The organism is Chitinophaga tropicalis, from assembly GCF_009758205.1.
Classification (GTDB): Bacteria; Bacteroidota; Bacteroidia; order Chitinophagales; family Chitinophagaceae; genus Chitinophaga; species Chitinophaga tropicalis.
Map to the genome: position 1 here is coordinate 320,564 of NZ_WRXN01000003.1, position 21,344 is coordinate 341,907.

Sequence of the window (21,344 nt, forward strand, 5' to 3'; positions counted from 1 at the left end):
AACTTAACCGGGTGTTATTTCAGCATTGTTCAGCTGTAGATAATTGCGAACTTTTTTGAGGCGAAGGATTTCTTTGCTGTCACGTATACCCTCGATATCTAATCTTACCTATGAAAGCAAATTTCATTAAAGGTGCACTAGGCATCAGCTTAATGCTCTTTCCATTCCTGGCATTCAGTCAGTTACCCTTTAGTCCCTGTAGCCCCAGCGGAGGTAAAAGAGCCGACGTACTGGGTGTTGAAACAAAGTACAGGGCGCCCGGCGGTGTTGCTCCGACATTCACTATTCCGGCGGGCACAAAATCAATTGTAGTATTCACTTCTTCAGAGACCGGTATTACTGCCGGGGGGGAGAACCCTGCAGGGGATGAAGATTTTATCACTATCAATGCTATTATTGATATTGCATCTGCCACCTCTTCCGGTTATGTGAACTATGCAAAGAACACCAATACGGATGGCAGCGGCACGAATGTATATGGATGGAGGAATGTAGCGCTGGGTGCATTCATCCCTGCCGGCAGTAAAGTGGGGGATGCCACACCGGCCAACCTGAACAACGTGAACTTTTCCATTTCAGGTTCTACGCTTACCATTACTGAAAGCACTACTTCCACACATACTTCTTATTATGTAGAGTACCTGTCGCCCAACAGCAACTCCCTGAATCCGCTGGACCCGCAGGTGAGAGCATTGCTGCATGGTACGGGGGCTGCCAATACAGACCTTACTGTTCCTGTTCCAACGGGTACTGACCTGATAATTATTTCAGCAAAAGGTACCAACTCCAGCAGTACTGACCTGGTTTCTGCCAGCGGTACGGAAGAGGGGTATTCCAACCTGCGTTTTACCCTTGACCTGACAGCCGGCCTGACTGATGGTTTTGTTACATTGGCTAATGGTGGTACTGTAGATAGAAGATCTACCTACGTGATCAATGACCTCAGCACCACTGCTACCAACAATATGCTGAGCTCAGGGGTTATTACGGGCGATTACAGCGCTAAGCTGACTACGGCCGGTGCAGTAGGTATTTATAATCCGCAGATCTATGTATCCGGTAGTAACCTGATCATTAAAAGGGATGCTAATTATGCAAGGGATTTTGACGATGCGTATGTAATAGAGTTTTATGACCGTGTGGGATTGGGCATGAGTGCAGAGTTTATTGGTTCTGACATCAGTGATATTGCCAGAGGTGTCAGCTCCTCTACCGGTGTTTCAAGAACATTTAAGATTCCTTCCGGTACCAACTTTATTTACTTTAACGAGACGGGGAATGCTGTCAATTCCAATAATGAGAGTAATGAGAACTCCCTGGCAGCTTATGCTTATATAGACCTGGCTTCCGAAACTGCAACCGGATATTTTTATCAGCAGGTGGGATTAAGTAGTACTACAAGGCGGGATGATAACTATGCCTTTAAAGGTGTTCCGCTGAATAATACCAGTACCCGCTCACATGCCAATACTGTAGGCTATAAGACTACTCCTGCTCCTCCTCTTACCCCTTACGATATATCCTTTAGCTTGTCGGCCGATAAAAGTGAGCTGACAGTTATCAACAAGACCGGCCTGGCAAATCCTGATTACCAGTTCCTGTTATCGGCTGACTTTTATGGTTCCAGACCTGATATTGCTTTCAATACATCCGGTATTTCCTTTGCGAAGGGAGCGTCCTGTAAGATTGTTAAAGCAACTATGAATGTCTGTAACCCGGGTTCCGGTAACAATAACGGGGGGATGCCGGTTGCTTTCTATGCCGGCAATCCTACTACAGACCCTGCTGCAAAGCTCCTGTATACCAGTACTTTCAATGAAGCTATTGCCATGGGAGATTGCAAGAGCTTTAGTTTTGATATAGATCTTAGTTCTTTCAGCGATCTGAATATTGATCTTACCATCATTATCAATGATAATGGTTCTTTTGTACCGGGAGGTGTAGGTAATGCTGTTGGGACGCCATTTACTTTAGCGTCTCTGGCCAATCAGAACCCGCTGTATAAAGAATGTTATTATGATAATAACCTGATCTCTCAGACCATCAATGTAAATAACTGTCCGGTAGCTGACCTGGACCCTGACAAGAGTTCAGGTTCTGCCGGCGCTTACAGTTACCAGAACAATTTTACTGCGGGCAGTACTACCGGCGCTAAGATTGCTGACGCTGACCTGGCTGTTATTGATCCGGATGGAGGCAACCTGCAATCTGCCACTATTACGTTGACAAATGTACTGGATACAGGTAATGAAAGCCTTATCCTGAATGGCACCTTGCCGGCCGGCATTACTATTTCCGGCGCGGGCACCAGTGTGATCACTCTGAGCGGAACGGCTTCGATGGCAGATTATATTGCTGCTATCAGGATGATAGAGTACATGAATACCAATGGTACGCCTAATACTACAATACGTACTATCACTACTGTGTTGAATGACGGAACGGAGAACGGCCCGGCTTCCACTACAAGCATTACAATTCTCACCAATCCGCATATTGATGTGATGGGTAACAGTGTTTCCATAGCTGATGGAACTACCACTACAAACGTGCCTGACGGGACGGATTATGGTGCAAATACCGGTAGTGGCAGTGCTGTACCGCATACATTCTCAGTGAAGAATATTGGTACGGGTACTGTTAATATCACTTCTGTGTCAGTAAGCGGTGATCCGGGCTTTTCTATCACTACGCCGGTTTCCAGCACAGCGCTTGCCAGCGGTAACAGCACGGATTTTGTAGTCACATTCAATCCGTCAGCGCATACCGTGGGTATTTATACTGCTACTATTACTATTGTTAATGACGATCCGGATGCAGGAAGGTCCAGCTATACTTTTGTGGTTTCAGCCATTGTCAATAACCTGCCTGTTGTGAGCAACAGTACAGTAAATGGTACTGAAGACAATACCCTGAACTTTACGGCGGCCAATTTCACCGCCAACTATACAGATGCTGATGGAACTGCGCTGGATAAGATAAGGATACTCAGCTTACCTGCTGATGGCAGCTTCATGTTAAGCGGTGTTGCGATTAATACAGGCGATGAGATACCTGCAGCCAGCCTGGGCAATATCAGCTTTATCCCGGCAGCTAACTGGAATGGTACTACGAGCTTCTCCTGGACAGGTTCTGATGGTACTTCCTATGCTACTACGCCGGCAACAATGACCATCAACATTCAGCCGGTAAATGATATACCTACAGGTACCGGCGATACAAAGACCACGAGAGAGAATACTCCTGTATCAGGTATGGTGACAGGCGCTGATGCAGATGGGGATGCGCTGACGTTCTCTCCCGGCACTGGTCCGTTGCATGGCTCTGCTGGAATCAATCCTGATGGTTCCTATACCTATGTGCCTTTAGCCGGTTATAGCGGTCCTGACAGCTTTACTATACTGATAGAGGATGGTAATGGCGGTTCTGTAACTGTTCCCGTTACAATTACTGTTGTTGCCAACCAGGCGCCTACAGGTACAGGCGATACAAAAACTACAAATGAAGATACTCCTGTAACAGGGACTGTAAGCGGTACTGACCCGGATGGAGATGTATTGACGTTCCTCAAGGCTTCAGAGCCGGCTCATGGTACTGTTATTGTTTATGCAAGCGGATCTTATGCGTATACGCCTGACGCTGATTACAACGGTCCTGACAATTTTAATATAGAGATCAATGATGGTAATGGCGGTACAGTTACTGTTACGGTAAATATCACTGTAGCGCCTGTTAATGATGTGCCTACCGGAACAGGGGATAACCGTTCTACCGGTAAGAATACCCCGGTAAGTGGTGCTGTAACCGGTAATGATAAAGATGGCGATCCGCTGACCTTCAGCAAAGGCACCGACCCATTGCACGGTACTGTGACAGTCAACCCGGATGGAACTTATACTTATACGCCTGCTAATGGTTATACCGGCACTGATAACTTCACTATCAATATCAGCGATGGTAATGGCGGTAGCACAACGGTGAGCGTAAGCATCAACGTAAATGCCACCAACAGTACACCGGTAGGCACCGGTGATAGCAAGACCACTAACCAGGATACTCCTGTGAACGGGGTGGTTACAGCTACCGATGCAGATGGCGATCTGCTGACCTTCACCAAGGGTACAGATCCTGCCAATGGCACTGTAACTGTGAATCCTGATGGTACTTATACTTATACGCCGGCGGCTGGTTATACCGGTACTGACAGCTTTACCATCACTATCAGTGACAGTAATGGCGCTACTACTACTGTAACGGTTTACATTACTGTAAATACAGTAACCACTCCTGTTGCGCCTGTTGCTACAGATGACAGGGAGGACACAAAAACGAATACGCCGGTAGTGGTCAGGGTGCTGGATAATGATAATGCCAACGGATCTGCATTAGACGCCGGTTCTGTTGAGATAGTGACTCAGCCGGACCATGGTACTGTAGTAGTGAATGAAGATGGCACTATCACCTATACACCGGCTAATGGCTATAATGGTGCAGATCTCTTTACTTATCGTGTAAAAGATGCGGCGGGCACTTATTCCAATGCAGCATCTGTAACTATCAATACCAGTTTTGTTTCTGTTACTGTGCCTAACCTCTTCACGCCAAACGGGGATGGAAAGAACGATGTGTTTGAGATACGCGGACTGAACCAGTACTATGAGAATGAGCTGACTATTGTGAATCGCTGGGGGAATGAAGTATACCGGCAGAGGGGGTATCAGAATACATGGAACGGTCATGGGCTGAATGAGGGTACCTACTTCTACCTGCTGCGTATCAGGCGTAGCGCCAATGCGGAGTGGGAGGTTGTTAAAGGGTATATCACACTGGTAAGAGCGTTCAAAAAATAAATAGTGTTTTTGTCTGCCGAGGCGGACTGGCCAAAATAAAGTACTATACTATGAAAAAGATATTCTTACTGGCGGGGCTTTTTACAGCGGCGGGGCTACAGGTGCAGGCGCAGCAGGATGCCCAGTACAGCCAGTATATGTTTAACGGTATTTACATTAACCCTGCTTATGCAGGATATAAAGAGCAGCTGAACCTTCATGCCTTCTACCGTACGCAGTGGACAGGAGTGGAGGGAGCGCCGAAGACCTTTTCCCTGGCAGTGGACGCTATTGCGAATGAGGGGAATGTTGGCCTGGCGTTACAGGTCTCTAACGATAAGATAGGCGCTCAGAGCAGATCGGCTGTTTATGCCAGTTATGCTTACCGTATCCGCATGAATGCAGATGGCAGCGCCCGCCTGGCGCTGGGCCTGAGCGCCGGATTGATGCAGAATGGCATAGATGGCGCCGGATTGACCCCAAATGATCCGGAAGATGATATGCCTGGTGGTTTACAGAAGAACCTTGTGCCTGATGCGCGCGCCGGTATCTTTTATTCAGACAGTAAGTTTTATGCCGGCCTTTCATTCGACAACCTCATTGCACAATACATGGAGAGCAGGAAACGTAACTATGTTCCTGAGACAGAGATGCATTACTACCTGACAGCAGGTATGCTGGTGCCTGTCAATGAGGATTTTCAGCTGAAGCCTTCTTTCCTGCTGAAGGATGATCTTGGCGGTCCTACGAGTCTTGACCTGAATGCTTTCCTGCTGTATAAGGATATTATCTGGCTGGGCGGTTCGTACCGCACCAGGGTGAATCTTTACAATAAAGACTATCTGCAGAAGAACCTTATGTACAGGAACTCGGCAGTAGGCGCTATAGAGGTTTTTCCGGTACCTAACCTGCGGGTAGGATATGCGTATGATTTTTCTCTCGGACCGTTACAGGGATACAGCAGTGGTACGCATGAAATATCCCTTGGTTTTACATTTAATAAAACAAACGTCAGAATGGCTACCCCACGGGTATTCTAAACAGTAATCCATGAAAAGATCGCATTACTTTATATCCCTGGGCCTGCTGTTATCTTCGTATAATGCTAAGTCCCAGTATATCATAAAAGAGGCTGACAAGCAATATGAATCCTATAAATATGCCAAAGCGATAGAGCTGTATGAGGAGGCATATAAAAAGAAGGCAACGTTGCATGCTGCAGAGCGGCTGGCGGATTGTTACCGGCTGAATAATAATTACGTACAGGCAGAAGCCTGGTATGCCAAGGCTGTTGCCATGCCGGGAAGTAAAACGGAAAATATACTGTACTATGCGCAGGCGTTGCAGAATAATTCCAGATATGCGGAGGCCAGGACGCAGTATATCAGTTATGCCAATGCAGATAAGCAGGTTACGGAAGCAAGGATGAATGCGTGGATCAGTTCCTGCGATTCTGCTATCAGCTGGATGAAGGAACCGGTTGCCGCAAAGGTGAGCAACTATAAGCCGCTTAACTCTGCACAGTCAGACTGGAGTCCGGTAGCTTATATGGGCGGTCTGGTATTTACATCTGACCGTTATAACAGCAGCTTTGCACATAAGAAGCCTGTAAAGTACTTCCTGAAGTTTGATACACAGAATAATCCTGATCCTTATCTGAACGGCTGGACGGGTAATGATTATATGCACCTCTTCTATAAGGCAGCCAATGCAGATACAGTACAGGCATTCCCGCTGAATACAGGTACCGGATATCATGTGGGATCTGCTACTTTTACCGAAGATGGCAATGAGATGTATTTTACACTTACGCGTATCCCTGAAAAAGTGAAGAATGTAAAGGGAGAACCTTTTACTGTGAATGTAGAGATATACAGCAGTAAGAAGGATGCCAGCGGGCAGTGGTCTGCTTTGCGTGCTTTTCCATACAATAAGGTGAGTGAATACTCTGTGGCTGATCCATTTATTTCTCCTGATGGAAATACGCTTTATTTTGCTTCTAATATGCCGGGAGGGCAGGGAGCTACGGACATTTATATGTGTACCCGGACAGTGGGAGGAGAGTGGGGAGCGCCTGTTAACCTGAAGGAGATCAATACGGCGGGTAACGACCGTAGTCCGGCTATAGATAAGAACAATACTTTTTTCTTTGCCAGTGATGGCCGTATAGGAATGGGCGGGTTAGATATCTATAGTGTATCTCAGAATGGTGCTGTAAGGAACCTGGGGTATCCTATCAATTCTCCGCAGGACGATTTTGCTTTCAGTGTTAGCGCCGATGGGGTTGCCTGGTTTTCTTCCAACAGGGATGGTGGTGCAGGCCGTGATGATATTTATGCTGTAGCGGTAGTGGCAGCGCCACCACTGCCACCTAAAAAGGATACTATCAGGGAAGTACCTGTAGCAATGCCGGATAATACTCCTCCGCCTTCTACAGCGATAGGGAAGCCGAGAATGGCGCAGGTGGGAGATCCTATTTACGACAAGCCTACAATGATCTATTTTGACTTCAACAAGTTTGATATCCGTTCTGATTCCAGATTGGCGTTGGATAAGATCATTGAGGCGTTTAATAACCTGACGGATGCTACGCTGGTGATAGAGTCGCATACGGACAGCAGGGGTAATGATGCTTTTAATCTGAAGTTATCTCAGCAAAGGGCTGCTGCTGTTGTTAAGTATCTTACGGACAGAGGTGTTAAAAAAGCGAATATTGAAGCGCAGGGATATGGTGAGACCAGACTGCTGAATAAGTGTGCGGATGGTGTGGAATGTACGGAGTTTGAGCATGAGGAGAACAGGCGTACGAATATCAGGATAGTGAGGTAGTTAATTTTTAAGAGAAGTCTATAAAAAAAGAGGTTGACTGGTAGCAACAGTCAACCTCTTTGCATTTATTTTCCATCTGTCATTAAAGGCTTACGGCCTTACCCGCATTTAGCTGACCAAAGCCGAAATAGGCATCTTTGCCGGGGGCGCCATAGTCGTTCGAGGATGCTTTAAATATTATGTCGAGTAATACGGGATTCATCCAGGAATATTTTCCGTACAGCAGTGCGGCCACAGCGGATGCGTGAGGAGCGGCCATACTTGTGCCGGCAGCCCACCCGTAGTAGTATGTATTGCTTGGCTCATCCCAGAAGCCGATGTTGAATACCATACCGAATACGTAGTCGTAATTGGTCACTGTTCCTACTGTTACTATGGTAGTGTTGGGAGGAAGTGTATAGTTACCGCCCGGTGCGCCATAGGAAATGAATGATTTGCCGTAGTTGGTGAAGATAGATGGCACATACAGGGTGGTATCCTGGTTGATACCCCAGCCTACAGGGCCGTTGGATGCGATGGACAGTACGCCCAGGCAGGCGGCGGGATAGGTGATGAACCTTTTCTCTACGTCGTAGTTATAGGCATCGTTACCGGCGGCAGCGATGAGGGTGGTACCTCTGAGTGTGGCAAACAGGGTAGCCCTGTTGAGTGCTTTTACCAGGTCTTTTACGTCCCTGTCATATTCTACAACGTAGTCGTCAGAAGGATCGTCAGGAGTACCGTTGTCGTCTGTATAGGTTTTGCGGGGCAGTTCTCCGCCGAGGCTCATGTTGATCACTTTGGCGCCATGGTTAACGGCATAGAAGATACCGTCAATCAGGCTGCTCCATGGGCCGGAGCCGGCGTCAGAGATCACTTTTATGAGCAGCAGCTTTACGTCAGGAGCAACGCCTACTACACCGCGGGCATTGCTTGCAGCGGCGATAGTACCTGCTACGTGGGAACCGTGGCTGAAGCCTTCCAGGCCATGATACTGTGCTTCTTCGCCATCGATGAAGCTGTGGCTTAACAGGATGTTGGGAGCTATTTCAGGATTGCTGAGGAGGAAGCCTCCATCCAGCACGGCTACTTTCACGCCTTTACCGGAATAGCCTTTTGCCCATGCCTGCTGGGCTTTTACAGAATTCAGGCCCCATTGCAGGTAGCTAAGCGGATCGGCGGTTACAGTGGCAGCCGGAGCGCTTGATTTAGCAATGACATTGGGAGCAGCAGCTGCATTGGAATTGTAGCTGATATCTGAACGGAAGTGTTGTGAGGGCAGTCGCCAGTTCATAACAACGTCTACTGCTACGGACTCTACGCCGGGCAGTTTACGTGCCTTTTCAGGAAATGAGGGATCGGGGGTCTGTACATGTATCAGGCCCAGTTCTTCGATCACTTCAGTGATCTTAAGTTTCTTTGCTTCCAGGTTTGCCAGGCTTTCTGAAATGCCTTTTAATTTTGCGCCTTCTTCAGCGATAATGATAAAACCTCTGTCTTTTTTTTGGGGACCGTTGATAACACCATTACGTACATTGAGTGTTTTCTCGTCCTTCTGGCAGGAAGCGAGCATGATCAGCATCATAAGGGGGAGTGCCAATGGCAATAGTTGAATTCTTTTCATACGGACTCTTTTAGATAGTAATTAAATCGATTAACAAATGAGGGTTGATGGAAAATAAAAATGGTTGCCTGCTTTTTGGTTGTTACTCTCTATGCTACATAGGGGCAAGTGAATTTACTTAATTTATTCAGAATGCGGTGATTAATTTTAGTCGAGAATAGCTGTGACCGCTATTTCACGGGGAAAAGCAATGAAGGTTTACCGGTAAAAAAGAAGAAGGGCGATCAGTGCTGCAAAGAGGGTATTGAGAAAGTTTACAATATCATTATTAATATAACGTTTACGTTCCAGCGAAGCACCCAGTACTGAATCGATAAGATTGCCCAGCACTCCGGCAACCAGTATATATATCAACCGTTCGTCGAAGCCATATCCGATACTATACACGATGGCTATTATCAATGCGCCGGCAGCGCCGGCAAGTGTTCCTTCAAGGCTGACCACACCATCCAGTCCTTTTGTGTCTCTTTTAAAGGTGAGGATGTTATAGAAATTACGTCCGTACACCATGCCCAGTTCGGAAGATATTGTGTCTGCCGTGGCTGATGCGAGGCTGGCGGCTATCATAAGTATATATACGTTGCTGTGTGCAGGATCTGCAAGGGACAATGAGGCCATTACAGCGGCTACGCCGCCGTTGGCAAATACCTGTCCGGCATTTCTTTTTTCAGGATGTGCTTCATGGGGATTGACAGCTGCTTTTTGTGTTTTCCTGTGAGAGGTGGCTATAGTGGCCAGGAGGAAAAAAACTGTGAGCAGTATTACTCCTGTAATGCCGCTGCCTGCAAATACCAGGAGGCCGGTAATACCAGCTGCCAGGCCGCCTGCGGGCGTCAGCTTACCTTTCTTTACGCATAACAGCATAAAGGCGCCCAGTAATACAAGGATAATAATAGAAGACAGCTGCGGCATATTGAGGGGCAAAAGTAGGGAAATATCCTTATGTCGTATCCTCCCCTTCAGAATGTCGCTTTTACACTCTATCCAAACAATTCTTACACAGTAAGTTTGCTTTATCAATATCAAACGGATTACATAAACCTAAACAAAAACTGATATGCAAAAGATCACTCCGTTCCTGTGGTTCGACAACCAGGCAGAAGAAGCTGCGAATTTCTACACTTCTATTTTCGCAAATTCCAGCATAACAAATGTATCTCGTTATCCTGAAGGTGCACCGGCGCCGGCAGGCAGTGTAATGACTGTGACCTTTATTCTTGATGGGGTGGAGTTTACGGCGCTGAATGCCGGTCCTCACTTTAAGTTTACCGAGGCTATTTCTTTCTATGTGAAATGTGATACGCAGGAGGAAATAGATGAGAAATGGGAGAAGCTCACTTCCGGTGGTGGTCAGCCCAGCCAGTGCGGATGGCTGAAAGATAAATTTGGCCTGTCATGGCAAATCGCTCCGCCGGTATTGGGAGAGCTGATGCAGGACAAAGACAGGGAAAAAGCCGGTAGGGTAACGGCGGCAATGATGAAGATGACGAAAATTGATATTCAGCAGCTGAAAGATGCTTATGATAATAAATAATGAGGAACGGCTGAAGAAATAAGGCAGTGCTTTAGTAACTTGCAGATAGTTATTCATTGAAAAACTGTCCTATGAACCGTCATATCTTCCTAGCGGTGCTCGCTTTCTTTGTTGTTAATCAATGCACTGCCCAGCTTTCTGTTCTTCCTGTTAAACTGGACTCTTTATTGTTCGGGAAAACAGATGATCCTTTCAATGGCTCTGTTCTTGTTGTGCGGGGGGGCAAGACCCTGTATGCAAAACGGATAGGGTTTGCGGAGAGGGAACGTAAAACGCCTTTTACTGCCAGCAGCCAGTTTGTTATTGGCGCTATCAGCAGGCAGTTTACAGCAGTTATAGTATTGCGGGAGATAGAAAAGGGGCATCTGAAGCCGGACGAGCCTATCAGTAAGTACCTACCTGATCAGTTAAGGGAACAGGCAGGGAACGTTACAGTTCAGCAGCTGTTGATGCGCACTTATAGTGGAGATAACATGGACCTGATCTGGAGCTCTCTGCTGTCAAAAATCGCTGAAAAGGCCTCTGGCAGGTCCTTCGCTGCATTGTCATCAGAATTGTTCAGCAAATGTGGCATGCTCAATACTTTTCACCCGGATGTGCATGAATATAAGCAGTTGGTGAAAGGTTATACTGAAAATAAGAACGGCAGGCTGGTAGCTGAGGATAAAAGCCTTAAAAACTCTGCGGCTGAAGGCGCTTTCATTTCCACTACGGGTGACCTGGTAAAATGGAATACCTGCCTGCATAACGGGAAACTGCTTTCTGCGGATACGTACAAGCGTATGTCGGATAAACAGCTGCTGCAGCCGGAACAAACAGGGCTTGCGCCGGGGTTTGTATCTATGGACTGTTATTTCCCAGCATCGGGTACGAGTGTTGTTGTGCTGAGCAATACAGAAAGAGCTCCGGAAGACGTTAAAAAGACATTTCAATACCATACCGCCATTCTTGAACTGGTAAAAGGGGTTTTATAACCCCTTTACCTGTTTGCCCCGAATGAACAAAATGAACGGAGCCAATAAAAATGGGCAGTAATGACCATAGGCTAAACAATATGTAACCCTTATTTTCAGGAAGTTATTTAATTACAATTATGAATAGAAGCAAACCCTCAAAACACGTCCTTATATGGATTGTTTCCCTCTTTTGTATAGCCACGATCTCGTCCTGTAGTAAAGATGATGATGTAGTAACGCCGGAAGTCAATGCAGATCAGCTTTATGCCCAATCTATCATGGATGCGATATGGGCTGACAGTTCTGAAGTGATCGATACGCTCTGGCCAATTGCAAATACCAATGCAAAACTTAAATGGAAGACCATCAACGGGCAGTCATATGTGCTTATGGCTACGTTTATGCGTTTTCCAGGCAGTTATCCTGAAGGAGATTCTATTACCAACACCTGGGGAGATTCCTGGCTGTTTGCGCCAACCCAGATGAAAGAACGTATTGGCAGCAGCTTTACAGCCTCTTCAGATACCATTATGCGCGTCTGTCAGTTGCTGGGCCTGCCCCCCGTCAATGCCCGCAGTAACACACATATTGCGGAAGTATGGGTGAAGCCGGAGCGCCTGATGCGCCCTGCCGGAAATCCGTCTATCACTACTACCACCAGCAGCGCTGTACTTTCCGGCGGTGTTTCGCCGGAATACAGCAGCTGGTTCAATGACTATATTATTTACGCTTATTACCGTCCATTGCAGCCTGCTAATGATTATCACTATCCCTGGACCCGTCTTGGGTATACCTATGACTGGGCGCCGGGATCGAAGAAGGTAGGTTTGAGCGAGTACGTGTTGCAGGCTTCTTCCGGTATATGGGTAGAGAAAGTGCGTACTGCAAGCGCTTATTTTAAGGACTAGCTACAATATATTCAGACTGGCAACCGGTTCTTACAGCTAACGGGGCTGATAGGAGCCGGCTTGCCTTTCTGGTTTTAAGGCCCTGAGTATCTCCCTTTTGCCGGGAGGCCCCGGTACTTTTTCGACAGTAAACCCTGATGCCTGCATGGCTCTTTTTACGTTTCCCTTAACGCAGTAAGTTACTAATACTCCTCCCGGCGCCATCATCCTGTACAACTGGTCAAAAACGGGTTTTTCCCATAGTTCCGGCTGTATATCCGGTGCAAAGGCGTCATAATAAATAACATGAAAACGATCTTCAGTATTGGCCTGTAAAAGAGATGCCTGCAGTTTATGTAAAGTGAAGAGGGGGTGGATAGCTACGGCTTTTTCCCAGCCAGCTGTATGTAAGGCCAGGAAAGCATCATCATTGCTGTAATTTAAAAGACGTGCTTCTCCAGGTGTTAACGGATGTAATTCTACGGCCTGATAAAATATGGAATTGCTGCTTTTTATAGCTTCCTGCAAGGTCAGGAAGGCATTCAGCCCGGTGCCGAAGCCCATTTCAAATACCCTGACGGTAGCTCCGTTATTCCGTGGCAGAAAATATTGCAGTCCTGTTCCTATGTAAACATGCCGGCTTTCCTGCATAGCACCGTGTTTACTGTGATAGGATATTTCTGTGCCAGGAATGATCATGGTATGGGAGCCGTCTGCCGTAAGGAACAACTGTCTTTCCATATCACAAAAATAATTTTATAATAGCATCAAAGTTCAGGACAGCTGAATTGTCCTACTGATATATGGTTATGAGTACTATAGTGATCGAGTATCTTTTGGACCGGGGGAATAAAGAGAAGGAAAGGGCATTAAATAACTGGCTGGAGGAGGACAATGAGAACCGTCAGTTATTCCTGGAAATAAAAGAGATATGGGAGGCAAGCGGCAATTTGCCGGCGGAGCAGTTCAACCTGTCTGCGGGTTGGGAGGCGCTGAGCTGCCGTGTAGGTTGTAAGAATGACCGGGCGGCGGATAAATAATAAAAAAATCCCGGCTACGAAACGTAACCGGGACTATATATAAAATCAGAAAGCAATTATTGATTCGCTTCTTTTTTCTTCTTTGCATGGTCAACAATAGCACCAATACCTGCACCTGCGCCGGCGCCTACTACTGTACCAATAGCAGCACCTTTCAGCCTGTCATTCTTGTTGAGGATAGCACCGGTTACAGCACCTGTACCTGCACCTACAACCGCGCCTTTAGCTGTATGGCTCCAGCCTTTTTTCTTGGTAGTAGTGGTGGTAGTACCTTCACTGTTGCTGGCAGTACTTTCATTATTGCTTACAGCATGTGATCTTTCAGCTGCACGGGCTTTTTTTGCTGTGTTGATGGAGTCAATAACCTGCTGTTTTACAGCGTTTACGTTATTGATGGAATCAACTGTTTCCTGTTTCGCAGCTTCTATAGCTTCCTGCTGCGCAGACTGACTATTGCAGGCAAATAATATGGTTGCTGTTGCTAAAGTCAGAATTATCTGTTTCATAGCCTGAATTTTTAGGTTTTATCAATTTCCGATTAAGTAGTAGACAAAATTATGCCAATTTCTTTAAACAGGGATAAATAATCTGGAAATTAGTGTTATGTGAATAGTGGTTTTTGTTTATTTGTTTGTTTTCAATGATTTACCGTTTGGGCCGGTCCTTTACTTCTGCTGTTCCGTCTTTATACCTGAGCAGCTCTAAAAACTTAAAGAAATTTCTATAAAACCCTCATTTACTAACATTTAAAAATGCCACTATGAAGAATGCCATTGTAGCATGTCTGTTACTCGCAACCATTATTTCCTGCCGGAAAGAATCTGAAATTGTTGAGGATGAAAGTAAGGAAGCCGCCTTACTGAGCGTTACCGGTTATTATGTGAATGGTACATCGGGTAATGATGCCAATGCCGGTACCTCAGCCACATCAGCCCTTAAAACCATCCAGGCAGCCCTGAACAAAACCGTTGACGGGGCCGGCGCCACTATCTATGTTGCCGCTGGCACCTATAAAGAACGTCTATGGTGGCCTACTTCCGGCGCTTCAGCATCAGAACCCATTACGTTGACCAATTATGCCGGAGGTACGGTGATACTGGACGGTGTGGGGGCTACCAACAGTTCGCAGAACGCTATGATCAGCGTTGCCAGCAGAAGCCATATCCGCATCAGCAATATCCAGATTGCTAATAATATCAGGAGTTTTGCAGCGGGTATCTATATGATAGGCGCGGGTACTGATGTGCAGGTTACTTCCTGTAAGATCTATAACATTGGATGGTCTGCCGATTCTACTGTTGTTCCTACATCGTCTGATAATGCGAATCCTTTTGTGATAGTGGGTTCCATGCCGGATTCCTATAATGAGATCTATATAGGCAGCAACCAGATATACAGCTGTAACACCGGTTATAGTGAAGGTCTGACCATGTCAGGTAATGTGAAGAATTTCCTGATCGAGAATAACATTGTGCATCATATCAGGAATATAGGTATAGATATGACCGGGCATTATTCGTGGACCGGTGCGCCGGATAGTGTAAACTTTGCCCGTGGGGGTAATGTAAAGAACAATATTGTTTATAACTGTGTATCGCCGGTAGCTACCAGTGGTGGTATTTATGTTGATGGCGGTCAGTGGATCAATATTGAAGGTAATATCAGTCACAGTAACGGAGCGGGTATCACTGTAGGTTGTGAGAATAACGGTTTTACTGCTACGGGTATCAATATCAGGAGCAATTTCATTTATAATAATAAGGAGGCCGGCCTGGTGATAGGGGCTAATGCTGCCAACAGTAAGGTTACTTATTCCAATATCACGAATAACACGTTGTTTAAGAACTATACCAATGGTGGCTGGGGAGGAGAGATCAGTCTGCAGAATACTGACAATGTGAAGTTCTCCAACAATATTATACAATCTGCCAGTGATATTGTGGCGATAGCGCTGCTGAATTATTCATCTACCAACCTGTCTATGGATTATGACCGTTATTATGGTAATTCCGGTATTGCATCTTCCCTGATCTTTGACTGGGGAGGGCTTACAGGCACTTCTTACAATCTGGCCTCTTTACAGAGCAGCACCGGACTGGATGCGCATGGTACATACGGTAATCCTTCGTTTGTAAATGCTACCCTGGCTTCACTGAATCTGCATCTGGCATCTGGTTCTACCTGTGTGAATGCGGGTGATCCTGCGTTTGTGGCTGCGTCGGGGGAGCTGGATATTGACAAGCAGACCAGGGTGCAGAACGGGAGAGTGGATATAGGGGCTGATGAAACTGCGTATTAAGCCGGCTAAATTCTGTAAAAAAGCTTTTGCCTTCCAAGGCAAAAGCTTTTTTTGTATTTTTAGCTGAGAACATTTAAAGGCAGCTTGCATTTAATCACCGACACAGAATTGCTAGAGCAACTGAGGGAAGGCAGTCAACAGGCCTTCAGGCAGCTATATGACCGTCATAGCAGGCAGGTTGCAGCGTTTGTTTATCACCTCACACATTCTGCCGTAGATGCAGAAGATATTCTCCAGGAGACTTTTCTGAAGTTATGGACCAACAGGGAGCAGTTGCCGGCTATTGTTCATCCGGGTAATTACATTTTCATTATTGCCCGTAATAAGACGCTGGACCATCTGCGGAAAATATCACAGCAACAGCGGCTGGTGGACCATATATGGGCGAATATTTCCGGTGTGGCTGACGCTTTGGAGCTTCAGCTGGATGCGCGGGAGAGCCAGGCGCTGATCAACCAGGCGCTTTCGCAGCTTACGGAGCAGCAGAAGAATATTTTTCGTCTTAGCCGGCAGGAGGGGCTGGACCATGCTACTATTGCTGCTCAACTGGGGCTTTCCAGGAGCAGGGTGAAGAATGTGCTGGTGGAAACGTTGAGGTTTATCCGTCAATATCTGGCTCAACATTCGGTGTTATTAGTGTTGTTATTGAATTACGCAGGGATTATTTAAAAAAATATCCCTTTTTGGCGGTCCTCTTTTCTCCTGTCTCCGTCTTTATAATTATATGCCTGATCACCAAGAAAGAATCGCTTATTTATTAGCGCGTTATGTAAACAAAACGTGCAGCCGGGAAGAGCTGGAAGAACTCTTTTCCTATATAGGGAAAGATGAGCATCGACATTCCCTGGAGGAACTGCTGGAACACACCTGGCAGGGAAATCATCCTACCCCGGAAATAGATTATGAAGGCGTATGGCAACAGATCATGCCGGTGGAGGCACCCTCCCGCAGAAAGGTGTTTACTATGCGCAGGCTGGCTGTAGCCGCCTCTGTATTGTTGCTGGCGGGGATTGCCGTCTGGACCATGTACAGTCGCAAGCCGGCAAAAACGCCGCCTGTTGCGAGGCAGGAAATACCGGCGGTAATAGTTCCGGGCAGCAGCAAGGCTACGCTTACCCTGGGAGACGGATCTGTTGTAACGCTGGACAGTACAGGCAACCAGGTTATTCAGAATGGTATTCAGCAAAAGAACGGGCAATTGTTATATGCTGCCAGCCAGGGAGAGGCTGTTCATTATAATAAGCTGAGCACTCCCCGGGGAGGCCAGTTCAGGATAGTATTGCCGGACGGAACGAAGGTCTGGCTTAATTCAACCTCTACACTCCGTTACCCTACTGCTTTCACTGCTTCAACCCGGCAGGTAGAGCTGGAGGGGCAAGGATATTTTGAAGTGGCGCCCGCCGCCGCACAGCCTTTCATTGTACAGGCAGGCGGTATGAAAATAGAAGTGCTGGGCACCGGTTTTGATGTCATGGCCTATGCCGACGAAAATACAGTGAATACCACCCTGGTTACCGGCCGGGTACAGGTGACCGGTAACAACACCCGGCAATTGCTGCAGCCGGGACAGCAGGCGGTATTGCACACTGAAACGAAGACCATGACAGTACAGGCTGCCGATATAAAGAAGGTTACCGCATGGAAGAACGGTCTCTTTGTTTTTAATAACATGACCCTGCCGGCCATATTGAGGGAAGTATCACGCTGGTATGATGTTGAGATCGTATACACCGTTAAGCCGGGAGTAGACCTTTATGGCGGAGGAATAAGCAGGAATCTGCAGCTGGAGGACGTATTAAAGCTACTGGAAGGAAATGGATACAATCATTTCAGGCTTGAAGGAAGGAAGCTGATCGTATTGCCCTGAAGGCAGGGAATGCAATACAACCAATAAACAGTAAAAGAACCAGAATCAAGGCTTTTAGCCGGGGGGATGAAAAATACCTATGTTAAAGGCCGGAGATGCTCGCAACATCTCCGGCTGATGATATCCGGTATCCTAAATAATCGCTTGTAAGACCATTTAAGTACTACCAAACACTACAAAAGTATGTATTTCGATTGTAATGTACCGGCCCGCTGTATGCGCGGGCTATCAACCAAAATTTGCCTGGTTATGAAACTCACCGTGTTTGTCCTGCTGGTTACCTGTCTGCATGTCTGTGCAGCGGGTTATTCGCAGAAAGTCACTTTAGCGGTAAAAGATATGCCTCTGCAGCAGGTGTTTGCCGAGATTGTCACCCAGACAGGCGTATCTATTGTATATTCAGAAAAGGTGCTGGCCAACACCACTCCCGTTACCTTCCAGGTTAAAGACGCCAGCGTGCCACAGGTACTTGATCTTTGCATCCGTCATCAGCAGGTTTTTTACACACAGGAAGGCAACAGCTTTGTGATCAAAAAGGAAATAGCCGCTCTGCAGGCGGATACGCTGATCACTGTTTCCGGTAAAGTGAACGCTCCCGGCGGGACTCCGCTACCCGGGGCTACCGTACTGGTGAAAGGCACCCGTAAAGGTACTCAGACGGATGCTTCCGGCACTTTTATCCTGCGTGATATAAAACCGGGAGATGTATTGTTGATCAGTAATATTGGCTTTACTACCAGGGAGGTAACCGCATCGCGGCAGATCAGTATACAGCTGGAAGAAGATACCCGCAATTTCAATGAAGTTGTAGTAGTGGGATACAGCGACAAGAAGAAAAGTGAGCTGACCAGTGCTGTCAGCACCGTTTCTGCAGAAAAGCTGAAGGACGTTACCACCAATGATGTGGGGAGTATGCTGCAGGGTAAAGTGGCTGGTCTGCAGGTCGTGAACAGCTCCGGCGTGCCTGGTACTGCTGCAGAGATCAGGTTGCGCGGGGTCTCTTCTGTAAATGCTTCGCAGACACCGCTATTTGTGGTAGATGGTATTATAGGAGGTAATTATGACCCGAACGATGTAGAGAATATCACTGTGCTGAAAGATGCCGGCGCTACCGCTATGTATGGTTCCCAGGCGAATGCAGGGGTGATCATCGTCACCACCAAGAAAGCAAAGCTGGGAAAGACCCGTTTTGAAGCTAAAGTCACTACCGGTTTCCGTAAGCCAGACTTCGGAAAAATGAAGATGATGAACGGCAGCCAGCTGTATGACCGTCAGAAGGAATATTACCGCGATTATATTCCCGGCACTACAGATAACTCGTATAAAATAGATATCCTTAAATTTTACAGTGAACGTCCGAAGGAGCTGCGTGACCAGAACTACAACTGGCTTACTACGATGTTTGGTACGGCACCTATGCAGAATGTTTACTTATCTGCCAGCGGCAGTACTGAAAAGAATGAATATTATGCAGGTCTTTCCTACTATCATGAGAAAGGTACTTTCATGAATACGGGGTATCAGCGTATTAACCTGCGTGCTAATTCCACCTATCATTTTTCGAAGCGTGTGAGTGTTTCCAATAACATTAATATCAGCGGATCTACGGGTAAGAGTTATAACTATGATGATATTTATAACGCTTATCTGAACATGCCATGGGATAATCCCTATGACGCTAACGGGCAGCCGGTATATGTAGATGGGAACGTTACTTTCAAATGGTGGTCAAGGGATAAAGTAAATCCCATCCACACCATCAAAAACTCGAACCATCCGTATAAGAACTTTGATGTGAACTATGACCTGGGACTGAATGTAAACATTACCGACTGGCTTTCTTTCTCCAGCAGCAACAGGGCGGCTGTGAGCTATAATAAAGGATCAGATTATTATTCTCCTGTAGTAGCGGGTCAGTATAACGGTACCGGCTTTCTGAATGAGCTCAGTACCCTTTCTTATGGTATCATCTCTAACGACCTTCTGAAGTTTAACTTCCGGATGGGTGATCATAGCATCAGTGGTCTTGCGGGCGTGGCAATAGAGAACAGCAAAACAGAGGTGCTGGGCGCTTCCGGTAAGGGTTTGCCGGAGGGTCTTTCAGTGCTGAACGTTGTTTCCAATAATCAGCTGGTAACAGGTTCTGCTGACCAGGCTATTATACAATCACTTATTTCGCAGGTAAGTTACGGTTATAAGGATAAGTACTTCCTGACGGGGTCTTACCGTGTGGATGGTTCTACCGCTTTCCCGGCCAGTCGCCGCTATGGTTCTTTCCCGGCAGTATCTGCTGCATGGCAGGTAAGCAATGAGGATTTCCTGCTGGGCAATAAGCTTGTCAGCAACCTGAAGCTGCGTGCCAGCTATGGTGTTACCGGGACGCAGGATATAGGATCGTCCCGTTACCTGGGGCTTTATTCGCTAGATAAACAATATAATGGCGGCACGGCGGCCATACCTTCACAGCTGCCCAGTCCTGATCTTACCTGGGAAAGTAAGCAACAGCTTAATATAGGAGCGGATATAGGTCTCTTTAACAGGATCAACCTGACTATAGACGCTTATAATAACGTTACTAAAAACCTGCTGCTGCAGGTGCCTCAGCCTTTGTCAGTCGGGTTTGAGCAACGCTGGGAGAATGTTGGCCGTGTGATCAATAATGGGATAGAGCTGGGACTGAACACTATCAATATCAAAACGAACAATTTTGAATGGGTAACAGATTTCAACATCAGCTTCAATACCAACAAGCTTAAAAACCTGCCGAGTGAGATAACCCGTACGCAGTCTGTATGGAGTATTTCGCAGATATACCGTAATGATGGTAACCTGTACGAGTTCTATATGCCTAAGTGGCTGGGGGTAAACAAGGAGACAGGCGCTCCGCAATGGGAGGTAGTGAACAGGGATGCAGATGGGAAAGTGACTTCCAGGGAGGCTACGTCAGACTATGCCAGTGCTACTTACCAGGAGGTGGGATCTGCTTTGCCGAAATTCCAGGGCGGGATCAATTCTCAATGGAGGTACAGGAATCTCTCCCTGAGCGTTAATGCCTATTTCCTGTCGGGCAATAAGGTATTCAGCAACAGTCTTCGCTTTGTTATGAATGATGGCAATGAACCTTACTATAACCAGATAGTGTTGCCTTCGGGGTATAAGATATGGACGCAACCGGGTGATAATGCAACGGAGCCAAGTCCGCAGAATGCGGCCAACTCGACCGAGACCTCTACCCGCTATCTGAAAGACGGCAGCTTTATTTCTATCCGTAACATTGCTTTGTCTTATTCATTACCAAAGGGTCTGATCAGCCGCTGGCATATGGATGGTGTGAGCTTTTCCCTGACGGCAGACAACGTATACACGTTTACGAAGTTCCTGGGTCAGGACCCTAACACTACCATTACTCCGGGCAGTTATGTTATGCCTGGGGTATCGGACTTCAAATATCCGAACAACCGCCAGTTCCTGTTTAACATCAACATCAGGTTTTAGTAAAA

At 46.7% G+C, this 21,344-nt stretch carries 15 protein-coding genes; 11 read left to right on the forward strand and 4 right to left on the reverse strand.

What is annotated here, in order from left to right:
• Positions 1-110: 110 nt before the first annotated feature.
• The 3 genes from GO493_RS09300 to GO493_RS09310 are packed head-to-tail and all read left to right on the forward strand — an operon-like array spanning position 111 to position 7,658.
• Positions 111-4,850: an Ig-like domain-containing protein gene (locus tag GO493_RS09300; RefSeq protein WP_157305872.1), complete on the forward strand. Its 4,740-nt coding sequence runs from the start codon at positions 111-113 to the stop codon at positions 4,848-4,850.
• 50 nt (positions 4,851-4,900) lie between these two features.
• Positions 4,901-5,869: a PorP/SprF family type IX secretion system membrane protein gene (locus GO493_RS09305; protein WP_157305873.1), complete on the forward strand. Its 969-nt coding sequence runs from the start codon at positions 4,901-4,903 to the stop codon at positions 5,867-5,869.
• Between the two features lie 10 nt (positions 5,870-5,879).
• Positions 5,880-7,658 (forward strand): OmpA family protein, encoded by a 1,779-nt coding sequence (locus GO493_RS09310; protein ID WP_157305874.1) that lies wholly within the window; start codon positions 5,880-5,882, stop codon positions 7,656-7,658.
• Between the two features lie 82 nt (positions 7,659-7,740).
• Here GO493_RS09310 and GO493_RS09315 read toward each other — a convergent pair whose 3' ends face one another.
• Together GO493_RS09315 and GO493_RS09320 are read right to left on the reverse strand one after the other, a co-directional pair.
• Positions 7,741-9,261, reverse strand: a complete 1,521-nt coding sequence (locus GO493_RS09315) for a S8 family peptidase (RefSeq protein ID WP_157305875.1) — start codon at positions 9,259-9,261, stop codon at positions 7,741-7,743.
• A 198-nt stretch (positions 9,262-9,459) separates the two neighbouring features.
• Positions 9,460-10,173, reverse strand: a complete 714-nt coding sequence (locus GO493_RS09320) for a DUF92 domain-containing protein (RefSeq protein ID WP_157305876.1) — start codon at positions 10,171-10,173, stop codon at positions 9,460-9,462.
• Positions 10,174-10,318: 145 nt separating this feature from the next.
• Here GO493_RS09320 and GO493_RS09325 point away from each other — a divergent pair, with 145 nt between their 5' ends.
• From GO493_RS09325 to GO493_RS09335, 3 genes are all read left to right on the forward strand, one after another.
• Positions 10,319-10,795, forward strand: coding sequence for a VOC family protein (locus GO493_RS09325; RefSeq protein WP_157305877.1), 477 nt, complete (start codon positions 10,319-10,321; stop codon positions 10,793-10,795).
• 71 nt (positions 10,796-10,866) lie between these two features.
• Positions 10,867-11,769, forward strand: coding sequence for a serine hydrolase domain-containing protein (locus GO493_RS09330; RefSeq protein WP_157305878.1), 903 nt, complete (start codon positions 10,867-10,869; stop codon positions 11,767-11,769).
• Between the two features lie 119 nt (positions 11,770-11,888).
• Positions 11,889-12,659: a hypothetical protein gene (locus GO493_RS09335; protein ID WP_157305879.1), complete on the forward strand. Its 771-nt coding sequence runs from the start codon at positions 11,889-11,891 to the stop codon at positions 12,657-12,659.
• Positions 12,660-12,695: 36 nt separating this feature from the next.
• Here the strand turns inward: GO493_RS09335 and mnmD are convergent, their stop codons facing one another.
• On the reverse strand, positions 12,696-13,379 hold the full coding sequence (gene mnmD, locus GO493_RS09340; protein WP_157305880.1) for a tRNA (5-methylaminomethyl-2-thiouridine)(34)-methyltransferase MnmD: 684 nt from the start codon (positions 13,377-13,379) through the stop codon (positions 12,696-12,698).
• A 68-nt stretch (positions 13,380-13,447) separates the two neighbouring features.
• On the opposite strand from mnmD, the gene GO493_RS09345 reads away from it, so the two are divergent.
• Positions 13,448-13,678 carry a hypothetical protein gene (locus GO493_RS09345; protein WP_157305881.1) on the forward strand — a complete coding sequence of 77 codons (231 nt, stop codon included), beginning with the start codon at positions 13,448-13,450 and terminating at the stop codon, positions 13,676-13,678.
• A 56-nt stretch (positions 13,679-13,734) separates the two neighbouring features.
• On the opposite strand, the gene GO493_RS09350 is transcribed toward GO493_RS09345, so the two are convergent.
• Positions 13,735-14,184: a YMGG-like glycine zipper-containing protein gene (locus GO493_RS09350; protein WP_157305882.1), complete on the reverse strand. Its 450-nt coding sequence runs from the start codon at positions 14,182-14,184 to the stop codon at positions 13,735-13,737.
• A 254-nt stretch (positions 14,185-14,438) separates the two neighbouring features.
• On the opposite strand from GO493_RS09350, the gene GO493_RS09355 reads away from it, so the two are divergent.
• The 4 genes from GO493_RS09355 to GO493_RS09370 all read left to right on the forward strand — a co-directional run bounded on the left by GO493_RS09355 (position 14,439) and on the right by GO493_RS09370 (position 21,339).
• On the forward strand, positions 14,439-15,977 hold the full coding sequence (locus GO493_RS09355) for a right-handed parallel beta-helix repeat-containing protein (RefSeq protein WP_157305883.1): 1,539 nt from the start codon (positions 14,439-14,441) through the stop codon (positions 15,975-15,977).
• Positions 15,978-16,085: 108 nt separating this feature from the next.
• A complete protein-coding gene (locus GO493_RS09360) occupies positions 16,086-16,646 on the forward strand; it encodes an RNA polymerase sigma factor (protein ID WP_157305884.1) in 561 nt (186 codons plus the stop codon).
• A gap of 55 nt (positions 16,647-16,701) precedes the next feature.
• The gene (locus tag GO493_RS09365; protein ID WP_157305885.1) at positions 16,702-17,844 is read left to right on the forward strand and encodes a FecR family protein; all 1,143 of its coding nucleotides are present in this window, start codon (positions 16,702-16,704) and stop codon (positions 17,842-17,844) included.
• Between the two features lie 249 nt (positions 17,845-18,093).
• Positions 18,094-21,339 (forward strand): SusC/RagA family TonB-linked outer membrane protein, encoded by a 3,246-nt coding sequence (locus tag GO493_RS09370; RefSeq protein ID WP_157305886.1) that lies wholly within the window; start codon positions 18,094-18,096, stop codon positions 21,337-21,339.
• Positions 21,340-21,344: the final 5 nt, after the last annotated feature.